This window comes from Runella sp. (genome assembly GCF_027484545.1).
Lineage (GTDB): Bacteria > Bacteroidota > Bacteroidia > Cytophagales > Spirosomataceae > Runella.
The window spans coordinates 1-20,910 of the sequence record NZ_JAIXST010000334.1; the positions used below are offsets into that span (position 1 = coordinate 1).

The window sequence follows — 20,910 nt, forward strand, 5'->3', positions numbered from 1 at the left end:
CAGAAAGTCGCTATCCTTTTCCAAATTGGACAAGTGGCACAACTTGGCGATTGGTTGGTGCTTTTGGCAATTCAACTTGGAGAGGCAGCATTACATTTGATACACCGCCAAAAATTTTATCAGATGTATTAAAACCACTCGTATGATTCTCTTTTCTTGTTGCCATAGTGTCACTTTATAATTACCACCAACTCCTAAATATACGAAAGTTTTGCAGTACCGCACGGACGGATCCGTTTTGGTATTACTGAAATTTCGGACAATTCTCTGTTGCTTATCGAAGTTTCATTTTCAACAATCCAATTTCAGCCGCCGGCGGCTGACGTTCGTACAGAATTTTGTAGGCAGCTTCTGTAATGGGCATATCAACGCCGTATTTCTTGTTCATTTCAAAAATACTGTTGACGGCATAGTAACCTTCGGCAATCATTTTCATTTCCATTTGGGCCGATTGCACGCTGTAGCCGCGACCAATCATGTTGCCAAACGTACGATTACGACTAAACTGCGAATAAGCCGTTACCAATAAATCCCCCAAATAGGCCGAAGCGCTCAAATCACGCTCGCGCGGGTCAACGGCGTTGACAAACCGACGAATTTCCTGCATCGCATTGGAAACCATCACCGCTTGAAAATTGTCTCCGTAACCCAACCCGTGACTGATTCCGCACGCCAACGCCACAATGTTTTTCATCACGGCAGCGTATTCCACGCCGTACAAATCGATCAAAGGATTGGCTGTCACAAAGCGGCAACTCATCAATTGGGAAACATCAGCGGCGCAGGCGTTGTCAGTAGAAGCAATGGTCAAATACGATTGTTTTTCCAAGGCTACTTCCTCGGCGTGGCACGGCCCGGCTATGACGCAAATTTGACTCAGTGGCACTTCAAATTGGTCTTCTACCCAATCCGTAACCAGGCAATTGGAGGTTGGAATCATACCTTTGATGGCCGAAACAATGCGCTTCCTCGCAAAATGCTTGGGCGTAAGCCCCGAAAGCGGTTCCTGCACAAAAGCCGCCGGAATGGCCAGAATGACGTATTCAGCACCGTTTAAAGCATCTGTAATTTTGGTAAACGTCTTTACTTTTCGGGGACTTAATCGTACGTCGCGGAGGTAATCGGGGTTGTAATGGTGCTTGCGGATGTGTTCCACGGCAGCACGGTCACGCAGCCACCAACGAATACTGACGTTGTTTTCAGAAAGGATTTTGATGATAGCAGTGGCCCAACTGCCACCGCCTATGACGGCGATTGATGTCATTTGTTAGCATTATAACGTGATTCTTCTATGGCGAAGTCCGCGTAAAAGTAAGTATTTACTGCCGCATGGGCGGCCCCGTAACTGTAAACTGAATACTGTAGACTATTTCTCACAGCCACAGCCTTTGGCGCAGCCCAATTTTTTAGGACTGAATTCTTTGCGCAGGCGGTTTCCGACGTAGCCCAAAGCGCCGATAAAAAGCAAACCGATGAAGATACTTTCAAACATTTGCAGAAATTCTTAGAGTTTCAATGAGTGATTTACCTGATTTTATCCTTTAAAATCTAAAATCACTTTTCTCAAAAACGCCTTTTTACGTAATTGCGTTCCTGACAACCCTTTTTGACCTAACTTAATGAAAAACCCAACCCAAGAACCTGTCTCCTATCGCGCTTTATTCAGTCTGCCCGTCATCGTAGCCGCATTGGGCTATTTTGTGGATGTGTATGATTTGCTGGTATTTAATATTGTCCGTGTACCGAGTCTAAAAGATTTGGGGCTGAGTCCAGAGGAAGTATCTTCCATGGGCAGCAAAATCTACAATTGGCAACAGGCCGGACTCCTCGTAGGAGGGATTTTATGGGGGATTTTAGCCGACAAACGCGGCCGCCTTTCAGTTCTGTTCGGCTCCATTATTACGTATTCCATTGCCAATATTTTTTGCGGATTTGTTCAATCACCCGACCTCTATGCTTGGTTACGTTTCGTGGCAGGCGTGGGTTTAGCAGGGGAATTGGGCGCAGGACTCACGTTAGTTGCCGAAATATTACCCCAAAAACTACGCGGTTATGGTTCCTCCATCGTCGCCAGCGTGGGGCTTTTGGGTGCCGTTGTCGCTTTTTTGACCAATAATCTATTCGATTGGCGTACCACTTATTTTGTGGGAGGAGGTTTAGGCGGCGTGTTATTACTCCTGCGAATCGGCGTACTCGAATCAGGTATGTTTGAAAAAATCAAAATTCAAAACACACAACGCGGCAGTCTACTGGCTTTTTTTAACAACGCCCCCCGCTTTTGGAAATACATGCGCTGCATCGGAGTGGGCTTACCTACTTATTTTGTGATAGGTGTATTGGCTACTTTCAGCAACGAATTTGGCAAAGCACTGGGCGTTACCCCAGATATTGTGGCGGGAAAATGCGTGATGTACGTTTTTATTGGAACCGTAGTGGGCGATATGTTTAGCGGCGTGCTGAGTCAATGGTTGAAATCTCGTAAAAAAGCCATCGGGGTTATGACAACGATGACGCTGTTGGGAGTAGCTTTTTACCTGTACGGAGGTATTACAAAAGCAGATATGTTCTACTTGGTGGCCAGCGCTTTGGGCTTTTCCATTGGTTACATTGCTATGTTTCTGACCGCTACAGCCGAAAGTTTTGGTACGAATTTGCGTGCAACAGCGACTTCAACTGTTGCCAATTTTGTTAGAGCTACTACGTTGTTGACTTTACCACTTTTTCAGTATTTCAAACCCACCTTAGGCGTGCTTGGCTCGGGAGGCTTGGTCGCATCTCTGTGTTTTGCCATTGCGTATCTGTCGTTGTTTCTGATGGAAGAAACTTTCCACAAAGAGTTGGATTATGTTGAATAACGGTGTTCCTAAAAAATGAAACAGGCGAACCTATATAGTCCGCCTGTTTGCTTCATGGCTGTTTAAAAAATAAAATTTTACTGTTAACTGCCGACTTACTGCACAACTTCTCCGTGAATATTGAGGATCACTAAACCGCCTTCCGCATTGGACTCTACAGTGACGGTTTTATTGAATGAACCTGCTGCTGCGGCATTGAAAGTGGCTTTAATTACCCCGGAAACACCCGGCATAATCGGTTCTTTGGGATATTCTACGCCAGTGCATCCGCAAGAACCATACGCCTTGCTAATAACGAGCGGGTCCTGACCTTTGTTAGTAAATTTGAATTCCGCCGTAACAGGTTTTCCCTGTTTGATTTGTCCAAAATTATGGTCAGTTTCTACCCAAATGAAAGCCGCAGCCAAAACATTTGCAAAAACAAACGACGCTGCAACAAACGTCAGTGCCAGAGAGAGAAAAGTTACTTTTTTCATGTTAATACGTCTTTTTTTAGGTTTAACTGTTTTTTTGTTGTCAATTGACAGGGACAAAAGTACCGGGCTTATTTGGGACTCGTTGTTAACGAAATCTGAACTTTTGTTAATGGATTGTTAATAACCTGATAAGAATCAGTTATAAGCCCTACATTCGTACGTATATTTCGATTAATATTGCCGTATTGACCACTTTTACCTTTTAAAGGTATACAAGCACTATGTCAAGAACCACAATTCGACTTCTGGTAATCCTGTCTACGCTATCCATTATTGGTGTCATTGTGACCCAGATTTATTGGGTACGAAAGGCATTGGCGTTAAGGGAGCGACAGTTCAATCAGCAGGTGCATGTTTCATTGCAGGAAGTAGCCGAAGATCTGGCTGAACTTAATTCCGTGATGCTTCATAATAATCCCGTGGAGCAACTTTCTTCTAACTATTTTTTGGTCAATACCAACTCAATGGTCGACCCCGGAATTTTGGAACACTACATCAAAGCCAGTTTTTTGAGACACGATTTAATTACGGATTTTGAAGTCGGGATTTACGACTGTGCCAGCAATCGGATGTTTTACGGCGTGGCTCTCAGTACGCGCAGTGAAAAAAAAGCACCTACCCAAACCGCCAATTGGCTCAAATCCAATAAGTATCCCTATTATTTTGGAGTGCGTTTCCCCAATCAATCGGCGGCCATATTCAGTGATCTCAGCGGTTGGATAGGTTCTTCGCTGTTGGTGTTGCTGGCGGTGTGCTTTTTTGGATATGCGTTGTTTGTGATTCTGCGTCAGAAACAACTGACCGAAGTACAACAGGATTTTATCAATAACATGACCCATGAGCTACAAACGCCCATTGCCACCATCCGAATTGCGGCCGATGTACTCAATACCCCTGCCATTAAAGACCAACCCGAACGCCTCAAAAAATATACGGGCATCGTAAAAGAAGAGGCACTTCGACTGCAAAACCAGGTTGAAACGGTGCTGAACATGGCGAAAGCGGAGAAAAACAAACTGCCGCTCACCATTGAATGGCTTGATATACATCAAATTGCATCTTCCCTTTCCAATAAATACGAAAACAATCTTACGCTTCATCTGAACGCTCCTGAGCCTTATGTTCATGTTGATCGGTTTCATCTGACCAATGCCATTAGCAATCTGATTGATAATGCCTTTAAATACACCCCTGCCAATCCCGACATTCATTTGGAGACTTCAAGCCAAAATGGAATAGTAACCGTATCGGTTAAAGACAATGGCATAGGAATTGCTCCCGAACATCAACGGAAAGTATTCAGCAAATTTTATCGAGTGCCTACGGGCAACATTCACAATGTTAAAGGATTTGGAATTGGTTTGAGTTATGTCCAACAAATCGCCAAAGCCCACGGCTGGAAACTTCAACTGAACAGTGAAATAGGGAAAGGAAGTGAATTCAAGATTTTGATACCCTTAAAGAAGTAATGAGTAGAAAGTAGTGAGTAGTTAGAAATAATTTAAGCTCAATACTTAATACAGAATACTTAATACCAAAAAAAATGCCTCGCATCCTCTACGTAGAAGACGACCCTAACTTGGGTTTTGTTACCAAAGACAACCTCGAACTCAATCATTATGAGATTGTTCACTGTGTTGATGGCCAGGAAGCATTGGACACTTTCTATCAACAACAGCCCTTCGATATGTGCGTTTTGGACGTAATGCTCCCGAAATTGGATGGTTTTACATTGGCACAAAGAATCAGGCAGCAGGACAGGCACGTACCTATTTTGTTTTTAACGGCCCGTTCACTTCAGGAAGACAAACTTCACGGCCTTCGGATAGGTGGGGACGATTATCTCACAAAACCATTCAGCATGGAAGAGTTGATTCTGAAAATTGAGGTGTTTTTAAGAAGGAGTCTGAAACAGGAAACGGCCGCCGCTGCGGGCAGAACTGAGGAGGCAAGCAAAAAAGTAGTTGTGGGCAAATATGCGTTTGATTTTGAAAAACTACAACTTCAAATCAAGGGCAAAACTCAAGACCTTACCTACCGTGAAGCTGAAGTATTGCGTTATTTGGCCGACCGTCCCAATCAAGTCATTAAACGTGAAGATCTTCTTAAAGCCATTTGGGGCGACGACGACTATTTCATGGGACGGAGCCTCGACGTCTTTATGTCACGCCTCCGCAAATACCTCTGCGATGACCCCAACATCAAAATCGAAGGCATCCACAGCGTTGGATTTCGGATGCGTTGGTAGGATATGTCTCTTGTAATAATTTTTAAATTATACGCTTGCAGGCTTAGAGCTTAATGCTTTACGTAGCTTAGCATTCAACTCTTGGTATTTAGAATCTGACAGTTCTTTCATTGAATTGAAAGATTGCGAGTTAGAATTTGTATTCTTTTTTTTCGGAGTTTTTTCAACGGCTTTCATAGAGTTGGAAGTTGGGTTTTCAGCGAAATAATAAAACCAATATACAATTTATTTTTGGCAAACGGATGTAAAACTCCGTCTTCATCCATTCCCCAAAAACTAAACGTAGCAGCTGCGTATGTTAGTTCACGAGCAATAATGATTTGATACAATCTGGTACGTTCCGGTGTACTGCCTGAAAATAACACATAGGCTTCGGGATATATATCAAAAAAATAGAGCAAGGTTTGTATGACAGTAGCCATTACTTTGTCACGGTCTCCATTATTTGAAATACTTATAAAACTAACTTTTCCATCAGGAAGTGTATCTCCTAATGAAAGATTATAGAAGTTAGGTATATCAGTTTCGTCATAAAGAATTATTTTTCTAATCTTTTGAATTCCAATGCTTTCAAACTCAAATCTGAAAGCATTTTCCAATATTGTAAATTCATAAAAAGGTTGGTCCATATTTTTGACAGTATTTATCTCAACAACTCTCCAAACACTTCATCTAACTTCGCCACAGGGACAATCTGAATATTGTAATTCTTGAAAATTAACCCTTTGGTGTTGTATTTGGAAATAAATACCTTTTTAAAACCTAACTTTTCGGCTTCGGCAATACGCCCTTCAATGCGACTGACGGCCCGAACTTCACCGCCTAAGCCTACTTCGCCCGCAAAACACACAGAAGGCGGCACAAACGCATCTTCAAAGGAAGAGGCAATGGAAGTGACCACCGCCAAGTCAATGGCAGGGTCCTCGACGCGAAGACCGCCCGCTACGTTCAAAAATACGTCTTGCGTACCCAACCGAAAACCGCCGCGTTTTTCCAATACCGCCAACAACATCTGTAAGCGTTTGTTGTCAAAACCCGTACTGCTACGTTGAGGTGTACCGTAATTGGCTACGCTTACCAACGACTGAATTTCAATCATCAGCGGACGGTTGCCTTCAAGCATAGAGCCAATCGTAATGCCGCTTAATTGCTCTTCGCGTTGCGAAATCAAAATTTCCGACGGGTTAGTTACTTGTCGGAGTCCCGTACCGAGCATTTCATAAATCCCCAATTCTGAAGTACTTCCAAAACGGTTTTTAGTGGTGCGCAGGATGCGGTAGGTCGTATGGCGATCGCCTTCAAATTGCAGTACTGTATCCACCATGTGTTCGAGGGTTTTGGGTCCTGCCAAGTTGCCGTCTTTGGTAATGTGCCCAATCATAAACACAGGCACACCGCTTTCCTTGGCGTATTTCATCAGTTCCGCAGCACATTGGCGCACCTGCGATACACTCCCCGCCCCCGATTCAATCAGCGACGATTGCATGGTCTGGATAGAGTCAATAATCACGACATCAGGCTCAAATTCTTCAATTTGTCGAAAGATATTTTCGGTGGCCGTCTCCGTCAGGATAAAACAATTATGATTTTTACTGGTGAGCCGTTCGGCACGCATTTTTATCTGTTGCTCACTTTCTTCGCCCGATACGTACAAGACACGTTGCGTAAGTGTGAGGGCAATTTGGAGCATTAAGGTAGATTTACCTATCCCCGGCTCGCCCCCAATAAGCACCAGTGAGCCTAACACAATTCCGCCTCCCAACACGCGATTAAGTTCACCATCGATGGTTACTATACGCGGTTCTTCTTCGTACTTGATTTCATTGATGGCCTTCGGTTTTGAGGCCAAACTAACTGATTTCCACTGAGCAAGCGGTCCTTTTTTGTCTTCTTTTTCCAGCACTTCTTCCACTAAGGTATTCCATTCGCTGCACGAAGGGCAGCGTCCCAACCACTTAGGAGATTGGTGACCACAGTTTTGACAGAAATACGCCGTTTTTACTTTCGCCATAAGAGATTTGTATCAATAATAGGTTGCTAAACTAAGTTATAAATAGGAAACATCTATACGGCACAAAAAATTTGGAGCAATGGAAGTAAAAAGCGGATCAATGCCCATTGATTTTTCCTTTGGTTTTTAATTATCTTTAGGCTTCCATAAGCCAAACCGATAGATACTTCAGTTGCATGAAAAGAATTCACACCATTGATGTCACACGAGGCATTGTGATGATTATCATGGCCTTAGACCATGTTCGGGATTTGATGCATACTACCGCATTAACCCAAGACCCCACAGATTTCAGAACTACTACCGCTGCGTTGTTTATGACACGATGGGTAACTCACCTGTGTGCGCCGAGTTTTGTGTTTTTGTCGGGAACCTCGGCCTATTTAACCTTTAAAAGTCAAAACAACTTAGCTAAAACCAAAAACTTTCTCCTGACACGAGGGCTTTGGCTGATGTTGTTGGAAGTCACCGTTATCAATTTTGCTTTTTGGTTCGACTTTCAGTTCCGTACTATTATTCTGCAAGTCATCTTTGCGATAGGATTGGGATTTGTGACCTTATCTTTTTTATTAAAAATCCCCGCAAGAATCATTGGGATCATTGGCGTGGGTATCATTTTCCTAGACGGATTGACATTACTTGTACCCATCCCCAAAAATCCCGGACTTGCAGTGGGATGGTCGTTTTTGTTTCGTACCAACGTTTTTACCCTAACTCCCAATTTCACCTTAGGAACTTTGTATCCATTTATACCATGGTTGGGAATTATGTTAGCAGGATTCTCTTTTGGACTTGTGTTTGAACAATCTGCCCCGAATCGCAAAAAAATACTTTGGCGGTCGGCTTTACTATCTTTGGGCTTATTTGCAGTGATCCGATTTATTAATTTTTACGGAGATCCTTTTCCATGGTCACCACAAAAATCGGGGTTATTTACGTTTCTTTCTTTTATTAATGTTTTCAAATACCCTCCTTCCCTACTCTACACACTTCTCATGCTCGGCATTATGTTTACACTGCTGGCTTTAGCAGATACTCAGCCGACTTGGTTATTAAACATTCTGGCTACTTACGGCAAAGTCCCTATGTTTTATTACCTTCTTCATTGGTACCTGATTCACAGCCTCATGTTTGGAATGTTATTTTTGCAGGGATTCACCTGGAAAAATATACCAATTGGCACTTTTAGTTTCGGGCGTCCACCAAATTCCGGGGTAGAATTGGGCACTATTTATTGGGTGTGGTTGGGAATAGTGGTAGCTCTGTATCCGCTATGCCGTTGGTATGCACACTATAAATCCGCTCATAAAGAAATCAAATGGCTTTCTTATTTGTAGAGCCGCAACATTTTGCGGCTCTATTCTACCCTTTTTTTATTTTCTCGTAAACCAACTGAATGATTCCGTCTTTCAGGCCCAAATCCGGAACTAAAATCCTGTCTGCTCCTGCCCATTTCATGACCGAAGTATAAATATCAGCGGCAGGAATAATGACATCAGCACGGTCGGCATTAAGGCGTAATTTATGGACGCGTTCTTCCTGACTGAAAGAAGCAATGTAATCACGCATCCGTTGTAATTCCGCCAACGAAGTAGAATTTTCTGAAGTTTTGGAAACCAAATTGAACAATTTTGAAATATTCCCACCCGTACCGACAGCTACAATTGGCTCTAAACTGTCAATATTTTCTTCAATCCATTTCTCCATTTTTTGCCACGCCCCTTTGCTTTCTTTACCTTCGAGTAAGCGAACAGAACCGATTTTAAAAGACTTGGAAGCAATTTTCTGACGGTTAAAGTACAGGTTCAGTTCGGTACTCCCACCGCCTACATCAATGTGCAGATATTGTCCATCTTCCAATGCCTGAACTACGACATTATTAATCAATTGTGCCTCTCGGGCTCCATCAATGACGTGGATTCTAATGCCTGTGGATTTTGCAATGCGTTCCACTATCTCCTCGCCGTTGGCTGATTCGCGCATGGCCGACGTAGCGCAGGCCATGTACCCTTCGACTTCGTGCAACTCCATAAGAAGTCGGTAGCATTCCATCAACTTGACGGTACGGGCTTCACTTTCGGACGTAATATTGCCGAAATTAAATACATCGTGACCTAATCGAAGAGGGAAACGTACATATTCCACTTTCTTAAAACTGGTGAAACCACCATCGTGTAAAACGGATGAAATCTGCAAACGGGCAGCGTTGGAACCAATATCTATAGCAGCTATTTTCAATTTTATGGAATTGTTAAATTTGCACAAAAGTAAAAGTTCGCAGCATACCTTTAAATAACCTTTTCTTTAATTTTTGAAAAATCAGGCATTACTGCGTAGTTTTGCTGTTGCATTTAATCCTTTCTGAATGAAGATACTTGGTATTTCTGCATTTTATCACGATTCCGCTGCCGCATTAATTGACAACGGCGAAATAGTAGCAGCCGCACAAGAAGAGCGCTTTACCCGCAAAAAACATGACCCAAATTTTCCTGCCAATGCGGTCAAATATTGTTTAGAATATGGCGGTACTACGCTCAATGAATTGGATGCCATCGTATTTTACGATAAGCCTCTCCTCAAATTTGAACGCTTACTCGAAACCTATTATACCTTCGCTCCCAAAGGATTACGGTCGTTTATCACGGCGATTCCAGTGTGGATCAAAGAAAAAATGTTTCTTAAACGCCTCATTAACGAGGAGTTAGAAAAAATCGGTTATGACAAAAAGAAGCCAGTTAAAATTCTTTTTCCGGAGCATCACCTTTCTCACGCTGCCAGTGCATTTTATCCTTCTCCTTACGAAAAGGCTGCCATTTTAACGATTGACGGCGTAGGTGAGTGGGCTACGGCTTCGATTTGCTCGGGCGAAGGAAACAAAATTACGATTTTAAAAGAGCTCCGTTTTCCGCACTCGTTGGGGCTTTTGTATTCTGCTTTTACTTATTTCTTAGGGTTTAAAGTAAACTCAGGTGAGTACAAACTGATGGGTTTGGCTCCTTACGGCAATCCTTCTTCGCCTGAAGTGGACAAATACGTAGAAATTATCAAAAACGAGTTGATTGTCGTAAAAGAGGATGGTTCTATCTGGCTCGACCAAAAATATTTTGACTACGCGACGGGCCTTAAAATGGTGAATGAAGGCAAATGGGAACGCATGTTTGGAATGAAAACCCGTCGCCCTGAAGATCCTTTGGAAGCACAGCATTGCAACTTAGGATTAGCTATCCAACGGGTAACCGAAGAAGTGGTGGTAAAAATGGCCAAAGAAGCCAAACGCCTCACGGGAGCCGATTATTTGTGTTTGGCGGGTGGTGTAGCGCTCAACTGTGTATCTAACGGAAAATTACAAAAAGCCGACGTTTTCAAAGAAGTGTTTATCCAGCCCGCTGCCGGCGATGCAGGCGGTGCTTTGGGAGCAGCTTTGACGGCTTATTATATTTATTTTGACCAAAAACGCGTCATCAACTACACCCAAGACGCCATGAGTGGGTCGTATTTGGGACCTACCATTTCGGATTTGGATGTAGAACTAACCGCGAAAAAATACAAAGCCGTTTACAAACGATTTGATAACTTTGAAGAACTCACCAAAGAAGTAGCGCAAATCTTAGCCGACGGAAACGTGGTAGGTTGGGTGCAGGGCCGCATGGAATTTGGTCCGCGTGCGTTGGGTGCCCGCAGTATTTTGGGCGACCCGCGTAATGCAGAAATGCAAAAGAAACTCAACGTAAAAATCAAATACCGCGAGTCTTTCCGTCCATTTGCTCCTTCCGTATTAGCCGAAAAAGTAGGCGAATATTTCGATTACGAAGGAATTTCTCCTTATATGTTGTTGGTGCATCCCGTCAAGGAATCTCGCCGCAAACCTCTGCCCAAAGATTTTGACGGTTTTGACCTCCGTAATAAACTCTATTATCTGCGTTCGGATCTACCCTCAATTACCCACATTGATTTCTCGGCACGTATCCAAACGGTTCATAAACAAACCAATCCGCGTTATCATCAGTTAATCAGCGATTTTGAAAAATTGACGGGCTATGGAGTCATTGTCAATACCAGTTTCAACGTACGCGGGGAACCGATTGTGAGTACCCCCAACGACGCGTATCGTTGTTTTATGCGTACCGAAATGGATTATTTAGTAGTGGGCAACTACGTTTTCGATAAGCGCCAACAGCCCGAATGGCAAGATACCGACAACTGGAAAGAAGAGTTTGTATTAGACTAAAATGACCTCAAAACTCATCACCTCCGTTTTTAGACTGCTTATAATTGGTGTTCCATTTGTCTTTTTGTTTTTTCCAGACAAATGGAACATCAAATTTGATTATCCCTATGCCGGCTTGGTAGACAACTTTTACGTCCGCCTTGCCAAAGCAATGTTGCTTTTACTCGTTTTGGCAGAACTGCTCAGAATATTCTATTACGGAGTAATCAAAAACCCAAAAAGTAATAAGATTGTTGCTAACCTTGCCACTTTGGGTATTATGGTAGTTTGGTTGTTTGGGATATTGGAAATTGTCTTTATGTTCATTTCCCAAAGTCACGAAGGGGATTTGAGCAAAGCTTCCCAAATTTGGTTTGCTAAATATTGGAAGCCCATTACCTCGGAAGGTTATCGCGACTTTCCTAAAACCAATGCCGAAAAAAAGAAAAAAGTACTGGTATTGGGCGACTCATTTACCGCTGGTCACGGTCTGAATCATACAGAAGACCGTTTTTCCGATCAGTTAGAGCAAAAATTGGGGGCCGACAAATTTGCAGTTTATAACCTTGGTGTTTCAGGTTCAGACACGCGTGATGAGTTTCAGCGATTACAAAAATTTCCCGTTAAACCGGATGCGTTAGTACTGGAATATTTTCCCAATGATATTGAAAAAGCAGCTCGTGATGCGAAGTTGACTTTAGCCCAATTTCAACCCTACAATGACATTAAAATGCCGGGTATAGGCTCCATGGTCATGCGCTTTTATTTGCCTAATTACATCTATTGGCAGTTTCCACACATGCCGCCTGCCTCTATCACCGACTTTGTTCAAAAATCGTATACCGATACAACCATCCTCAATCCCCATTTACGTGACTTGCAGAAAATTGTAGATTATGCGCGTCAAAATAATGCGCCGATGTACGTAGTAATGGTGCCTTTTTTGCAAAACATGGAGAAAAGCAACGGCTATACAAAACCCATTGAAGACTTTTTTACCAATCAAAAAATTCCGGTAGTGCGCCTCAGCGACCACCTTGGAAGCATCCCCGCCAAAGAACGGATTGTCGGCAAAAATGATGGACATGCCAGTGCTAAAGTCAATGCGTTGATTGCTCAGAAATTGTACGAAAGCATGAAGGCTACTCAGTAACGCACTGAATTTTAACTTTGGTGTAATGCGAAAATGTGTAACTTTGTAATTAAATAGATTGTATATTCGTTATTCGTTATCAGTTAACTTATAACATATCATCCCCGAAAATGGATTTTCTAAAAGACTTATTTGCCTTTTTAAGCGAGCGGAAAAAGTGGTGGTTGGCACCTATAATTATTCTTCTGCTGTTGATTGGCGTAATTATCGTCATTGGTGGTGGATCTGCTGTTGCACCGTTTATTTATACATTATTTTAATTGATCGTTATCCGTTATCTGTTATCCGAATCTTGGACCAGATAACGGATAACGGATAACTTTCCCTAAAATGTCTGAAGCTGAAAGAAGTAAAGCCCAATTGGTCATTGTGACAGGGCTCGTTGTATTTTCGTATATTTTCAAATCTGCCTCTACTTATCTTCTATACGCAGCCGCAATTGTGGGTATACTGTGTATTTTCATTCCCATTTTTGGCGATTATTTGGTAAAAATATGGTTCAAAATCGCCGAAGGCTTAGGGTGGTTCAATTCACGGGTTATTCTCACGGTATTGTTTTATGTATTCCTGTGGCCAATTGCAGCCTTGTATCGGTTGAGCAACAAAAACCCAATGGGTGTGAAGCGTCCTGATACTAAAAGCGTGTATGTGGAGCGTAATCATACCTATGCGCCTAAAGATTTAGACAATATTTGGTAAATTATATCTTCTCCAGAAGCCACCAAATGGGTTTGCGGCGTTTTTGAATTTTAAAATTAGTCATCAGGTATTGACGAATGTGATCAATTGCCTCGTCTAAGTCGTCAGTAATTTTCAGAAGATCTAAATCTTGGGGCGAGATAGTACCATTTTCGACCATTTTGCCCAGCATCATAATCAGCGGTTCATAATACGTTTTACCAATAAGCACCATCGGGAAATTATGAATTGCTCCTGTCTGAATCAGGGTGAGGGTTTCAAAAAGCTCGTCCATCGTTCCTACCCCGCCTGGCATAATTACAAATGCGTAGGAGTATTTGATCAACAATACTTTACGAATAAAAAAGTACTTGATTTTAACCCATTTATGCATGTAGGGATTTTCCTTTTGCTCGTGCGGTAAAACAATATTACAACCTACAGATCGCCCTCCTGCTTCATAAGCACCTCGGTTGGCCGCTTCCATGATGCCCGGCCCCCCTCCCGTCATGACCGTTAATCCCAGCTCCTGCGAAACATGCTTGCCCAATTCCCGCGCCTGCTCATAATATTCGCTTCCTTCTTTAAAACGCGCCGATCCAAATACGGTGACACAGGGACCTACAAAATGCAGGGCTCGAATTCCTTTAAAAAACTCCCAAAACACTTCTAATAAGAATAAAAGCTCAAAACGACGACTCTTGGGGCCTTCCAAAAAGTAATCGCCAATTTTCTGGTCTATGAAGGGTCTTTTAGTGCTTGACTCGTCGGGCATGATTGAAGGATTATCGTTGGTTACAGAATACTTTATTAACTTAGCGGCAGATTTCAGTATCGTATATGATTCAAATACATTCGTTTGTTTTCTCCCCTTTTGCAGAAAACACTTATATTCTTTTCGACGAAACCAACGAAGCAGTGGTCATTGACCCAGGCTGCCTTATGCAATCGGAAAAAGAAACATTAGCCGATTTCATTGAAGAAAAAGGGTTAAAGGTTACTGCATTGCTCCAAACTCATGCCCATTTAGACCATGTATTTGGAAGTGCTTTTGTAAAGCGCAAATATGGGGTAAAAATGTATATGCACAAAAACGAACTTCCAGTATTGGCGTCTGTTGAAAGTCGTTGCAGGCTTTGGGGAATAAAAGGATATGAACCCGTAGAAGCGGATGTATTTATTGACGAAGGTAATGTAATCAAATTTGGAAATTCTGCTTTGGACATCGTTTTTGTACCGGGCCACGCACCCGGCCACGTAGCGTTTATCAATCATCCTCAACGTTTCGTCATTGGCGGCGACGTACTTTTCAGAGGAAGTATCGGCAGAACTGACTTTCCCCTCTGCGACCATGACACACTCATCCGCAGTATTGAAACCAAATTTATGACTCTGGAGGATGATTATCAGGTATATGCAGGCCACATGGATCCAACCACCATTGGCCGCGAGCGCCGTTCCAACCCTTTTCTTAATTAATTTTACTGATAATGAACGGGCAAGATGCCCGTACCACATTTATGCGCCTTTTTACCATTCCCAATTTAATCACCTGCGGCAATTTGCTCTGCGGGTGTCTTGGTATTGTATTCAGTTTTAGAGGCGACCTTTTACTGGCCGGAGGTTTAATTTTTGTGGCGGCAGTGCTGGATTTCTTAGACGGCTTCGTGGCAAGATTACTCAAACAGTCCTCCCCTATTGGCAAAGAATTGGATTCTTTGGCCGATGTAGTGACTTTCGGATTGTTGCCTTCCATGATTATTTTTCAATTTTTGGAGCGTACTTACGATTCCATCGACATAGGCAATCTTCTTATCTCATTCAGTGCCTTTATCTTAACCGTTTTTTCTGCATTGCGCTTGGCAAAATTCAACATTGATACGCGTCAATCAGATTCATTTATCGGGGTTCCGACTCCAGCCAACGCTATTCTTGTAGCTTCATTGCCATTTATACTGCGCACCTATCCCGAGTATGAGTCATGGATTGTCAGCCCAAGCGTTTTGGTTAGTTATACACTCATCATGTCGTATTTACTCGTCATGGAGTTTCCATTATTGGCATTCAAGTTTAAAACTTTTGGATGGAAAGAAAATCAAATCAAATATATTTTCCTTGGTTTATCGGTGCTTTTGCTGTTTTTGCTGAAATTTGCAGCCGTTCCGCTAATTGTTGGACTCTACATATTGCTTTCATTCATAGCCCCCAACCGCAATGGCGGACCGTCCCCGAAGGGGGCTTAACAATTAAAAACTCCCCCATCGGGGGCGGGGGGCTTTATTTCTATGAAATTTATCGCCGAAATCAACGTCATGCCCCAAAAAGAAATTCTTGACCCCCAAGGCAAAGCCGTCAAATTGGGTCTTCATAATTTGGGCATTGACGACGTATCAGACGTACGCATTGGCAAACACATCACATTGGCTTTGGACGCTGACTCAGAAGCCGATGCAAAGCAAAGAGTCGAAACCGCCTGCAGCAAATTATTGGCTAACATGATTGTGGAAGATTATAGTTTTACCTTAACAGAAGGCTAAAAACTCCCCAAAATGCCTTATTCCAAAATTACAGGTTTAGGTTATTATGTGCCCGAAAACGTAGTAACCAACGACGACCTTTCCAAAGTGATGGAAACTTCCGACCAATGGATTCAGGAGCGGACAGGGATTCGTGAACGGCGTTTTTTTACGTATGGCAAAGAAACCAACGCGAGTATGGCCACGGCCGCTTCCCGACAGGCATTGGAACGGGCAGGCTTGCAACCATCTGACGTAGAGATGATTGTTTATGCAACTATTACCCCCGATTATTTCTTTCCGGGCTCTGCTTTTTTAATGCAGCGTGAGTTGGATTTGATTGGCATTCCCGTCATCGACATTCGGGAGCAATGTTCGGGTTTTGTTTATGCGCTTTCTATTGCTGACCAATTTATTAAAACGGGTGCTCACAAAACCATTCTGGTGGTAGGAGCCGAAATTCAATCGACTTGGACTGACAAAAGCACCAAAGGTCGAAACGTAGCAGTCATCTTTGGCGATGGTGCAGGCGCAGCTGTAGTCCAAGCCACTGAAGATGCCACGCATCGCGTACTCTCCACTCACCTCCACGCCGATGGGCGTTTTGCCGAAGATCTGTACGTCAAAGACCCGGGCAGCAGTCGGCCTGTACGATCGGCGACCAAAGAGATGGTGGATGAAGGCGGTTTTGAAGTAGTAATGAACGGAAATGCCGTTTTCAAACATGCTGTCGTACGATTTGCGGAAGCCATCAAAGAAGCGCTGGATGCCAATGGCTACCAACCCGAAGACATTTCATTGCTGGTTCCGCACCAAGCCAACATCCGCATCAGTGAGTACATACGCCAGCAAATGGGCCTGCGCGAAGACCAAGTCATTAATAATATTCATAAATACGGCAATACAACCGCCGCTTCCATCCCTATCGCCCTGACCGAAGCTTGGGAAGAAGGTCGCGTCAAAGAAGGTGACCTTATCTGTTTGGCGGCCTTTGGAAGTGGATTCACTTGGGCCTCTGCTCTGATTAAGTGGTAATAGTAAGGTAAAGCCTAACCGTCAGTCGGGTTGAACGAGAACACCGTCCGCCATTACGACTCAATCCGACCGACGGTTAAAAAATAGTGTTACAGAAGGCGTGAAGTCCTTGACAGTTTGAACTATTTTTTCCATCTTGTCATAATTTAACGCTGCTTTCCATGAAAACCTACCACATCCGCCTGCTTCAGTACGAACACTGGGCCAATCTCAAATACATAGATGCCATAGAAAGGCTCGAAAACCCGCCCGAAAAAGCGCTTTCGCTGATGAGTCACATTCTCAATGCTCAAATGGTGTGGTTTACCCGAATCACTAACGACCATTTGGTAGTGGGGGTTTGGGATTTATTACCGGTTTCCTGGCTGAAAGAAACCGCCGAGCACAGTTTTCAAAAATGGGATAGCTACGTCCGAGATATGGATGAAGCTGATTTTAATAAAATCATTACCTATCAAAATACCAAAGGGCTTAGCTACGAAACTCCCATCGGCGACATTCTGACCCAACTCAGTCACCATGCCGCTTACCATCGCGGTCAAATTGCCACTTTACTCAAACCTCTTGTACATCCTCTTCCCGTTACTGATTTTATTCAGTGGTTGAGGGAGTAACTATTTCTATCAATACTACCTAAGAGTCGTTTGTTTATAAACAAGCGACTCTTTTTTTATCTGCCTGCTTATAATTCCTATCTGAATTTTCTTTTCAGCAATTGTTTTACCACTTTCTATACCCTTTTAAAACGTAGAAATGAGTTTTTTGTTTATTATCGACTAATTTTTATTGAAAAACAATAAATAAAACTTGTTTTTCAATAAACAGCTATTACCTTTGTTACGAAAAACAAACAAAATATCATGAAACCATCATTCATTTTTTCGTTTCTAAGGGTTGCCACCGGCTTCCTGTTCTACTCGTTGATTGTGATCACCGTGGCGGTCATTGTCACTTCTGCTTTAAAATTCTCGGGCAATAGTATAGGTATGGCCAAGTCTGTATTCAGTTACGAGGTTATGGGCTTTGGTACAAACAATGGCACCCCTGAAATACACTATTCGGCAGACAAATTGGTACAATACACTTCCATTCCCAACCGTTATCATTTGGAGGTAGAGCCTGCCTCTGTATTAGGCTATTACTCCTTCTTTTCAACGGTAGTAAATCTACTGCTGGGCATTGTCATCCTGTGGCTGTTCAAACGTATATTCAGTGAAGCCAATCTGGCAGAGCCTTTCAAACCGAGTATTTTTAAGCGCCTTAAGATATTGGCACTTTTATTTGCAGTCTCTGATGTGTTTAAATTTGCCCATTATTTAATTTTCAGCCGTCTGTTACACCGCAGTATTTCAATCCCCGAATTTCAGTATATTACTGAGATAGGCAATGGAATTATTACAGGCCTGATTATCTATGCCATCGCTGTCATTTACCAACGCGGACTCTCTATTCAGGAAGAAAACGCTTTAACTGTCTAACTCATGCCTATCATTGTAAACCTTGATGTTATGTTGGCTCGCCGTAAAATGTCTTTGTCTGAGCTGGCAGAGCAGGTAGACATAACTCTGTCTAACCTGTCCATCCTGAAAACAGGAAAAGCCAAAGCGATTCGTTTTTCTACCCTTGAAAAGATTTGCGAAGTACTGGACTGTCAACCGGCCGATATATTGGAATACGGTAAATAAGTGTTTTTCAATGCCGATACACCTTAAATTCACTTTTATTTTTAACTTGTCTGAAAGAGAATTATTAATTAACCGTTATCTTGGCATTGGAAATAAAAGCCAACTTTTATGACGATTCAAATCAAAACAGGAGCAACTCAGGCCGAGATAGCCGAGGCACTCCAAAAAATGCGCCGAACAAAACGTTTGGATGCAAAAAAATAGTTTGGCAAACTTCAAGGAGACAAAGAAGATTCGCTCACTTTTCAACGTCGATTAAGAAATGAATGGGAGTGATTTTGTCCATCCACTGCCCGTTACTGATTTTATCCTGTGGTTGAGGGAGCGAGTACGGTTTTGAGATTATAGGATGCTGTCTAAAGCCTTAGTTGGGGTTACAAATCAGGAACGACCGTTGCAGAAGTGTAACCCCTGTTGTATATTCTCTTCATGTAGTATATATCGAAATTAAACCTCCCAGTCTGCAACAATATTGATAGCAAAGATTAGATACACCCAACTTATGTCATGTATTAAAATATAATTTCTAATGAAATTTCCTCAAATTCCTATCTATAAAGAGTACGGGAAAAATGATTTTACTCCTGAGCAATTAGCTCTTCAAGAGGCATTAGATAAGGTAGAAGTATCGAAAAAAAACGAAAAAATACTTCGCGAATGCCGTGATTTTTATTTGAAATCATATAAATTTTTAAAAAATATCAATTTATCAAAAATAACCTTAAATGAAGCAGAGGCAATCATAAAATTCTTAGAGAAAATATTTAATTTTCATGGTATTATTTGGAATGATATACATTTTAAATATGTGTATAGAATAACAGTTGTAAATGATATTTTTCTCGAAGATGATAAAGTCAGAAATTCGAATTTTCTTGGCCATCCACCATTAGACAAAATAAAAGATATTGGTGTTTACAATAGAGCGAATACACCTAATTCTACAGTACTTTATTGCTCTTTTCATCCTAATATTGCCTTATTAGAAATAAAGCCAAAAGTAGGCCAAAGAATAATAATTACTGAGTGGTATAAAGAAAGCGAGAAACCATTTAATAGTTATCCTATACTCAAAAAAGACACGGATATTAATGAGGGATTAGTGAGAGCATCCAAAGCATTTGATAAAACCATGTCGCAGGAAAATCATTATCTCAGGAGCATTTTAAATCAATACTTTCAATTTATTGGTAGTGAATTTGTTAAAGATACACCTATTGTAAGTCCAAAAAAATTTGAATATTTGTATAGCGCTTACTTTGCCGACAAGGTTTTAGAGAATAAATTTGCTGTAGGGGACCCAACTCCACATTACGATTGTATTATTTATCCTAGTATAGCCGCCACTCATCTAACTGATAATTTAGCTATTCATCCAGAATCTGCCAAAAAACTTAAACCTGTTTTTATGGAAGACTGTATAGTTGTGAATACAAGATACGATCACTTTGACCTTACATCTGGTAAATCAGTTATAGATAGACAGGTATTAAGAAGTGCAGAAGTTATAGATGATGGAAAAATAATTTGGAGTGATGACTAAATTTAGACAGTAACAATTTCTAAAATCTGTCTTTTTACAAAGAGGTTGAGCACAAAAAATATTCATTCACCTTAAAACCAATGAAAAAAATAAATTTTATTCTTTGTCTGTTTTTTTTTGCAGGTTGTAACCCTGATAAACCAACCAATAATTCAGAAGATTCACTATTGATTGGTGAGTGGATTGGAGGAAATCCAACAAAGCCAGTTAAAACGTTTACTCTCACCATAAGAGCAGACAAGACTTATGAAGCAGTTTATCGTGCTAATCCAAAAGAATATGATGCGGGTACTTGGTCTTATGATAAAACAACACAGATTTTAGCATTACACGAATAAACCTGCCTATAAACTTCTATATGTAATTAAAGATGGATTGGCTTATCAAGAAGTAGGGCAGTCATCACAATATACATTTAGGCGTAAGTAATGGTTTGCGCTCATTGGCACTTATCTTAAGCAATTTTTTTACTTGATCAACCTATACACCGCCTTCCCATCAAA

General features: G+C 41.9%; 25 protein-coding genes. 17 read left to right on the plus strand and 8 right to left on the minus strand.

Going from position 1 to position 20,910, the window contains the following annotated elements:
* Window positions 1-274: 274 nt before the first annotated feature.
* Together Q0081_RS29805 and Q0081_RS29810 are read right to left on the minus strand one after the other, a co-directional pair.
* The gene (locus Q0081_RS29805; RefSeq protein WP_298362187.1) at window positions 275-1,264 is read right to left on the minus strand and encodes an NAD(P)H-dependent glycerol-3-phosphate dehydrogenase; all 990 of its coding nucleotides are present in this window, start codon (window positions 1,262-1,264) and stop codon (window positions 275-277) included.
* A 102-nt stretch (window positions 1,265-1,366) separates the two neighbouring features.
* Complete coding sequence (locus tag Q0081_RS29810; protein ID WP_298362190.1) at window positions 1,367-1,492, minus strand: FeoB-associated Cys-rich membrane protein; 126 nt, start codon at window positions 1,490-1,492, stop codon at window positions 1,367-1,369.
* Between the two features lie 127 nt (window positions 1,493-1,619).
* Here Q0081_RS29810 and Q0081_RS29815 point away from each other — a divergent pair, with 127 nt between their 5' ends.
* Window positions 1,620-2,855 (plus strand): MFS transporter, encoded by a 1,236-nt coding sequence (locus Q0081_RS29815; protein WP_298362193.1) that lies wholly within the window; start codon window positions 1,620-1,622, stop codon window positions 2,853-2,855.
* 95 nt (window positions 2,856-2,950) lie between these two features.
* On the opposite strand, the gene Q0081_RS29820 is transcribed toward Q0081_RS29815, so the two are convergent.
* A complete protein-coding gene (locus Q0081_RS29820) occupies window positions 2,951-3,331 on the minus strand; it encodes a DUF1573 domain-containing protein (protein WP_298362196.1) in 381 nt (126 codons plus the stop codon).
* A gap of 221 nt (window positions 3,332-3,552) precedes the next feature.
* Here Q0081_RS29820 and Q0081_RS29825 point away from each other — a divergent pair, with 221 nt between their 5' ends.
* Window positions 3,553-4,800, plus strand: a complete 1,248-nt coding sequence (locus tag Q0081_RS29825) for a sensor histidine kinase KdpD (protein ID WP_298362199.1) — start codon at window positions 3,553-3,555, stop codon at window positions 4,798-4,800.
* Between the two features lie 74 nt (window positions 4,801-4,874).
* On the plus strand, window positions 4,875-5,579 hold the full coding sequence (locus Q0081_RS29830; RefSeq protein ID WP_298362201.1) for a response regulator transcription factor: 705 nt from the start codon (window positions 4,875-4,877) through the stop codon (window positions 5,577-5,579).
* Between the two features lie 27 nt (window positions 5,580-5,606).
* On the opposite strand, the gene Q0081_RS29835 is transcribed toward Q0081_RS29830, so the two are convergent.
* Genes Q0081_RS29835 through radA form a run of 3 tightly spaced genes read right to left on the minus strand, consistent with a single transcriptional unit; the run spans window position 5,607 to window position 7,590 of the window.
* A complete protein-coding gene (locus Q0081_RS29835) occupies window positions 5,607-5,756 on the minus strand; it encodes a hypothetical protein (RefSeq protein ID WP_298362204.1) in 150 nt (49 codons plus the stop codon).
* The gene (locus Q0081_RS29840) at window positions 5,753-6,208 is read right to left on the minus strand and encodes a DUF6934 family protein (RefSeq protein WP_298362206.1); all 456 of its coding nucleotides are present in this window, start codon (window positions 6,206-6,208) and stop codon (window positions 5,753-5,755) included. The genes Q0081_RS29835 and Q0081_RS29840 overlap by 4 nt, the downstream gene beginning before the upstream one ends.
* Window positions 6,209-6,222: 14 nt before the next feature.
* Complete coding sequence (gene radA, locus Q0081_RS29845; protein ID WP_298362209.1) at window positions 6,223-7,590, minus strand: DNA repair protein RadA; 1,368 nt, start codon at window positions 7,588-7,590, stop codon at window positions 6,223-6,225.
* 176 nt (window positions 7,591-7,766) lie between these two features.
* Here radA and Q0081_RS29850 point away from each other — a divergent pair, with 176 nt between their 5' ends.
* Window positions 7,767-8,927 carry a DUF1624 domain-containing protein gene (locus Q0081_RS29850; RefSeq protein WP_298362213.1) on the plus strand — a complete coding sequence of 387 codons (1,161 nt, stop codon included), beginning with the start codon at window positions 7,767-7,769 and terminating at the stop codon, window positions 8,925-8,927.
* 25 nt (window positions 8,928-8,952) lie between these two features.
* Here the strand turns inward: Q0081_RS29850 and Q0081_RS29855 are convergent, their stop codons facing one another.
* Window positions 8,953-9,828 carry a Ppx/GppA phosphatase family protein gene (locus Q0081_RS29855; RefSeq protein ID WP_298362215.1) on the minus strand — a complete coding sequence of 292 codons (876 nt, stop codon included), beginning with the start codon at window positions 9,826-9,828 and terminating at the stop codon, window positions 8,953-8,955.
* A 127-nt stretch (window positions 9,829-9,955) separates the two neighbouring features.
* On the opposite strand from Q0081_RS29855, the gene Q0081_RS29860 reads away from it, so the two are divergent.
* From Q0081_RS29860 to Q0081_RS29875, 4 genes are all read left to right on the plus strand, one after another.
* Window positions 9,956-11,818: a carbamoyltransferase gene (locus Q0081_RS29860; protein ID WP_298362218.1), complete on the plus strand. Its 1,863-nt coding sequence runs from the start codon at window positions 9,956-9,958 to the stop codon at window positions 11,816-11,818.
* Between the two features lies 1 nt (window position 11,819).
* Window positions 11,820-12,950, plus strand: a complete 1,131-nt coding sequence (locus tag Q0081_RS29865) for a GDSL-type esterase/lipase family protein (protein ID WP_298362220.1) — start codon at window positions 11,820-11,822, stop codon at window positions 12,948-12,950.
* A 110-nt stretch (window positions 12,951-13,060) separates the two neighbouring features.
* Window positions 13,061-13,210, plus strand: coding sequence for a DUF5989 family protein (locus Q0081_RS29870; protein WP_298362223.1), 150 nt, complete (start codon window positions 13,061-13,063; stop codon window positions 13,208-13,210).
* 70 nt (window positions 13,211-13,280) lie between these two features.
* Window positions 13,281-13,649, plus strand: coding sequence for an SxtJ family membrane protein (locus Q0081_RS29875; RefSeq protein WP_298362226.1), 369 nt, complete (start codon window positions 13,281-13,283; stop codon window positions 13,647-13,649).
* Between the two features lies 1 nt (window position 13,650).
* Here the strand turns inward: Q0081_RS29875 and Q0081_RS29880 are convergent, their stop codons facing one another.
* On the minus strand, window positions 13,651-14,403 hold the full coding sequence (locus tag Q0081_RS29880) for a TIGR00730 family Rossman fold protein (RefSeq protein WP_298362229.1): 753 nt from the start codon (window positions 14,401-14,403) through the stop codon (window positions 13,651-13,653).
* Between the two features lie 65 nt (window positions 14,404-14,468).
* Between Q0081_RS29880 and Q0081_RS29885 the strand changes: the two genes are divergently transcribed.
* The 9 genes from Q0081_RS29885 to Q0081_RS29925 all read left to right on the plus strand — a co-directional run bounded on the left by Q0081_RS29885 (window position 14,469) and on the right by Q0081_RS29925 (window position 20,745).
* Window positions 14,469-15,107, plus strand: coding sequence for an MBL fold metallo-hydrolase (locus tag Q0081_RS29885; RefSeq protein ID WP_298362232.1), 639 nt, complete (start codon window positions 14,469-14,471; stop codon window positions 15,105-15,107).
* A gap of 11 nt (window positions 15,108-15,118) precedes the next feature.
* On the plus strand, window positions 15,119-15,871 hold the full coding sequence (gene pssA, locus Q0081_RS29890; RefSeq protein ID WP_298362235.1) for a CDP-diacylglycerol--serine O-phosphatidyltransferase: 753 nt from the start codon (window positions 15,119-15,121) through the stop codon (window positions 15,869-15,871).
* A gap of 42 nt (window positions 15,872-15,913) precedes the next feature.
* Window positions 15,914-16,165, plus strand: coding sequence for a phosphoribosylformylglycinamidine synthase subunit PurS (gene purS / locus Q0081_RS29895; protein WP_298362238.1), 252 nt, complete (start codon window positions 15,914-15,916; stop codon window positions 16,163-16,165).
* Window positions 16,166-16,177: 12 nt separating this feature from the next.
* Window positions 16,178-17,179, plus strand: a complete 1,002-nt coding sequence (locus Q0081_RS29900; RefSeq protein WP_298362241.1) for a 3-oxoacyl-ACP synthase III family protein — start codon at window positions 16,178-16,180, stop codon at window positions 17,177-17,179.
* 161 nt (window positions 17,180-17,340) lie between these two features.
* A complete protein-coding gene (locus Q0081_RS29905) occupies window positions 17,341-17,793 on the plus strand; it encodes a DinB family protein (protein WP_298362244.1) in 453 nt (150 codons plus the stop codon).
* A gap of 246 nt (window positions 17,794-18,039) precedes the next feature.
* Window positions 18,040-18,657 (plus strand): DUF2975 domain-containing protein, encoded by a 618-nt coding sequence (locus Q0081_RS29910; RefSeq protein ID WP_298362247.1) that lies wholly within the window; start codon window positions 18,040-18,042, stop codon window positions 18,655-18,657.
* A gap of 3 nt (window positions 18,658-18,660) precedes the next feature.
* Window positions 18,661-18,864 (plus strand): helix-turn-helix transcriptional regulator, encoded by a 204-nt coding sequence (locus tag Q0081_RS29915; RefSeq protein ID WP_298362250.1) that lies wholly within the window; start codon window positions 18,661-18,663, stop codon window positions 18,862-18,864.
* Between the two features lie 529 nt (window positions 18,865-19,393).
* Window positions 19,394-20,407: an RES domain-containing protein gene (locus tag Q0081_RS29920; RefSeq protein ID WP_298362253.1), complete on the plus strand. Its 1,014-nt coding sequence runs from the start codon at window positions 19,394-19,396 to the stop codon at window positions 20,405-20,407.
* A gap of 80 nt (window positions 20,408-20,487) precedes the next feature.
* The gene (locus Q0081_RS29925; RefSeq protein WP_298362256.1) at window positions 20,488-20,745 is read left to right on the plus strand and encodes a DUF3994 domain-containing protein; all 258 of its coding nucleotides are present in this window, start codon (window positions 20,488-20,490) and stop codon (window positions 20,743-20,745) included.
* Window positions 20,746-20,910: the final 165 nt, after the last annotated feature.

What these genes read in the sequence shown, in the direction of transcription:
- Q0081_RS29840 (WP_298362206.1), bottom strand. Translation starts at nt 6,208, where the DNA reads ATGGACCAACCTTTTTATGAATTTACAATATTGGAAAATGCTTTCAGA.
- Q0081_RS29865 (WP_298362220.1), top strand. Translation starts at nt 11,820, where the DNA reads ATGACCTCAAAACTCATCACCTCCGTTTTTAGACTGCTTATAATTGGT.
- purS (WP_298362238.1), top strand. Translation starts at nt 15,914, where the DNA reads ATGAAATTTATCGCCGAAATCAACGTCATGCCCCAAAAAGAAATTCTT.
- Q0081_RS29920 (WP_298362253.1), top strand. Translation starts at nt 19,394, where the DNA reads ATGAAATTTCCTCAAATTCCTATCTATAAAGAGTACGGGAAAAATGAT.
- radA (WP_298362209.1), bottom strand. Translation starts at nt 7,590, where the DNA reads ATGGCGAAAGTAAAAACGGCGTATTTCTGTCAAAACTGTGGTCACCAA.
- Q0081_RS29835 (WP_298362204.1), bottom strand. Translation starts at nt 5,756, where the DNA reads ATGAAAGCCGTTGAAAAAACTCCGAAAAAAAAGAATACAAATTCTAAC.
- pssA (WP_298362235.1), top strand. Translation starts at nt 15,119, where the DNA reads ATGAACGGGCAAGATGCCCGTACCACATTTATGCGCCTTTTTACCATT.
- Q0081_RS29870 (WP_298362223.1), top strand. Translation starts at nt 13,061, where the DNA reads ATGGATTTTCTAAAAGACTTATTTGCCTTTTTAAGCGAGCGGAAAAAG.
- Q0081_RS29810 (WP_298362190.1), bottom strand. Translation starts at nt 1,492, where the DNA reads ATGTTTGAAAGTATCTTCATCGGTTTGCTTTTTATCGGCGCTTTGGGC.
- Q0081_RS29925 (WP_298362256.1), top strand. Translation starts at nt 20,488, where the DNA reads ATGAAAAAAATAAATTTTATTCTTTGTCTGTTTTTTTTTGCAGGTTGT.
- Q0081_RS29820 (WP_298362196.1), bottom strand. Translation starts at nt 3,331, where the DNA reads ATGAAAAAAGTAACTTTTCTCTCTCTGGCACTGACGTTTGTTGCAGCG.
- Q0081_RS29860 (WP_298362218.1), top strand. Translation starts at nt 9,956, where the DNA reads ATGAAGATACTTGGTATTTCTGCATTTTATCACGATTCCGCTGCCGCA.
- Q0081_RS29900 (WP_298362241.1), top strand. Translation starts at nt 16,178, where the DNA reads ATGCCTTATTCCAAAATTACAGGTTTAGGTTATTATGTGCCCGAAAAC.
- Q0081_RS29905 (WP_298362244.1), top strand. Translation starts at nt 17,341, where the DNA reads ATGAAAACCTACCACATCCGCCTGCTTCAGTACGAACACTGGGCCAAT.
- Q0081_RS29815 (WP_298362193.1), top strand. Translation starts at nt 1,620, where the DNA reads ATGAAAAACCCAACCCAAGAACCTGTCTCCTATCGCGCTTTATTCAGT.
- Q0081_RS29830 (WP_298362201.1), top strand. Translation starts at nt 4,875, where the DNA reads ATGCCTCGCATCCTCTACGTAGAAGACGACCCTAACTTGGGTTTTGTT.
- Q0081_RS29880 (WP_298362229.1), bottom strand. Translation starts at nt 14,403, where the DNA reads ATGCCCGACGAGTCAAGCACTAAAAGACCCTTCATAGACCAGAAAATT.
- Q0081_RS29875 (WP_298362226.1), top strand. Translation starts at nt 13,281, where the DNA reads ATGTCTGAAGCTGAAAGAAGTAAAGCCCAATTGGTCATTGTGACAGGG.
- Q0081_RS29825 (WP_298362199.1), top strand. Translation starts at nt 3,553, where the DNA reads ATGTCAAGAACCACAATTCGACTTCTGGTAATCCTGTCTACGCTATCC.
- Q0081_RS29885 (WP_298362232.1), top strand. Translation starts at nt 14,469, where the DNA reads ATGATTCAAATACATTCGTTTGTTTTCTCCCCTTTTGCAGAAAACACT.
- Q0081_RS29910 (WP_298362247.1), top strand. Translation starts at nt 18,040, where the DNA reads ATGAAACCATCATTCATTTTTTCGTTTCTAAGGGTTGCCACCGGCTTC.
- Q0081_RS29850 (WP_298362213.1), top strand. Translation starts at nt 7,767, where the DNA reads ATGAAAAGAATTCACACCATTGATGTCACACGAGGCATTGTGATGATT.
- Q0081_RS29915 (WP_298362250.1), top strand. Translation starts at nt 18,661, where the DNA reads ATGCCTATCATTGTAAACCTTGATGTTATGTTGGCTCGCCGTAAAATG.
- Q0081_RS29805 (WP_298362187.1), bottom strand. Translation starts at nt 1,264, where the DNA reads ATGACATCAATCGCCGTCATAGGCGGTGGCAGTTGGGCCACTGCTATC.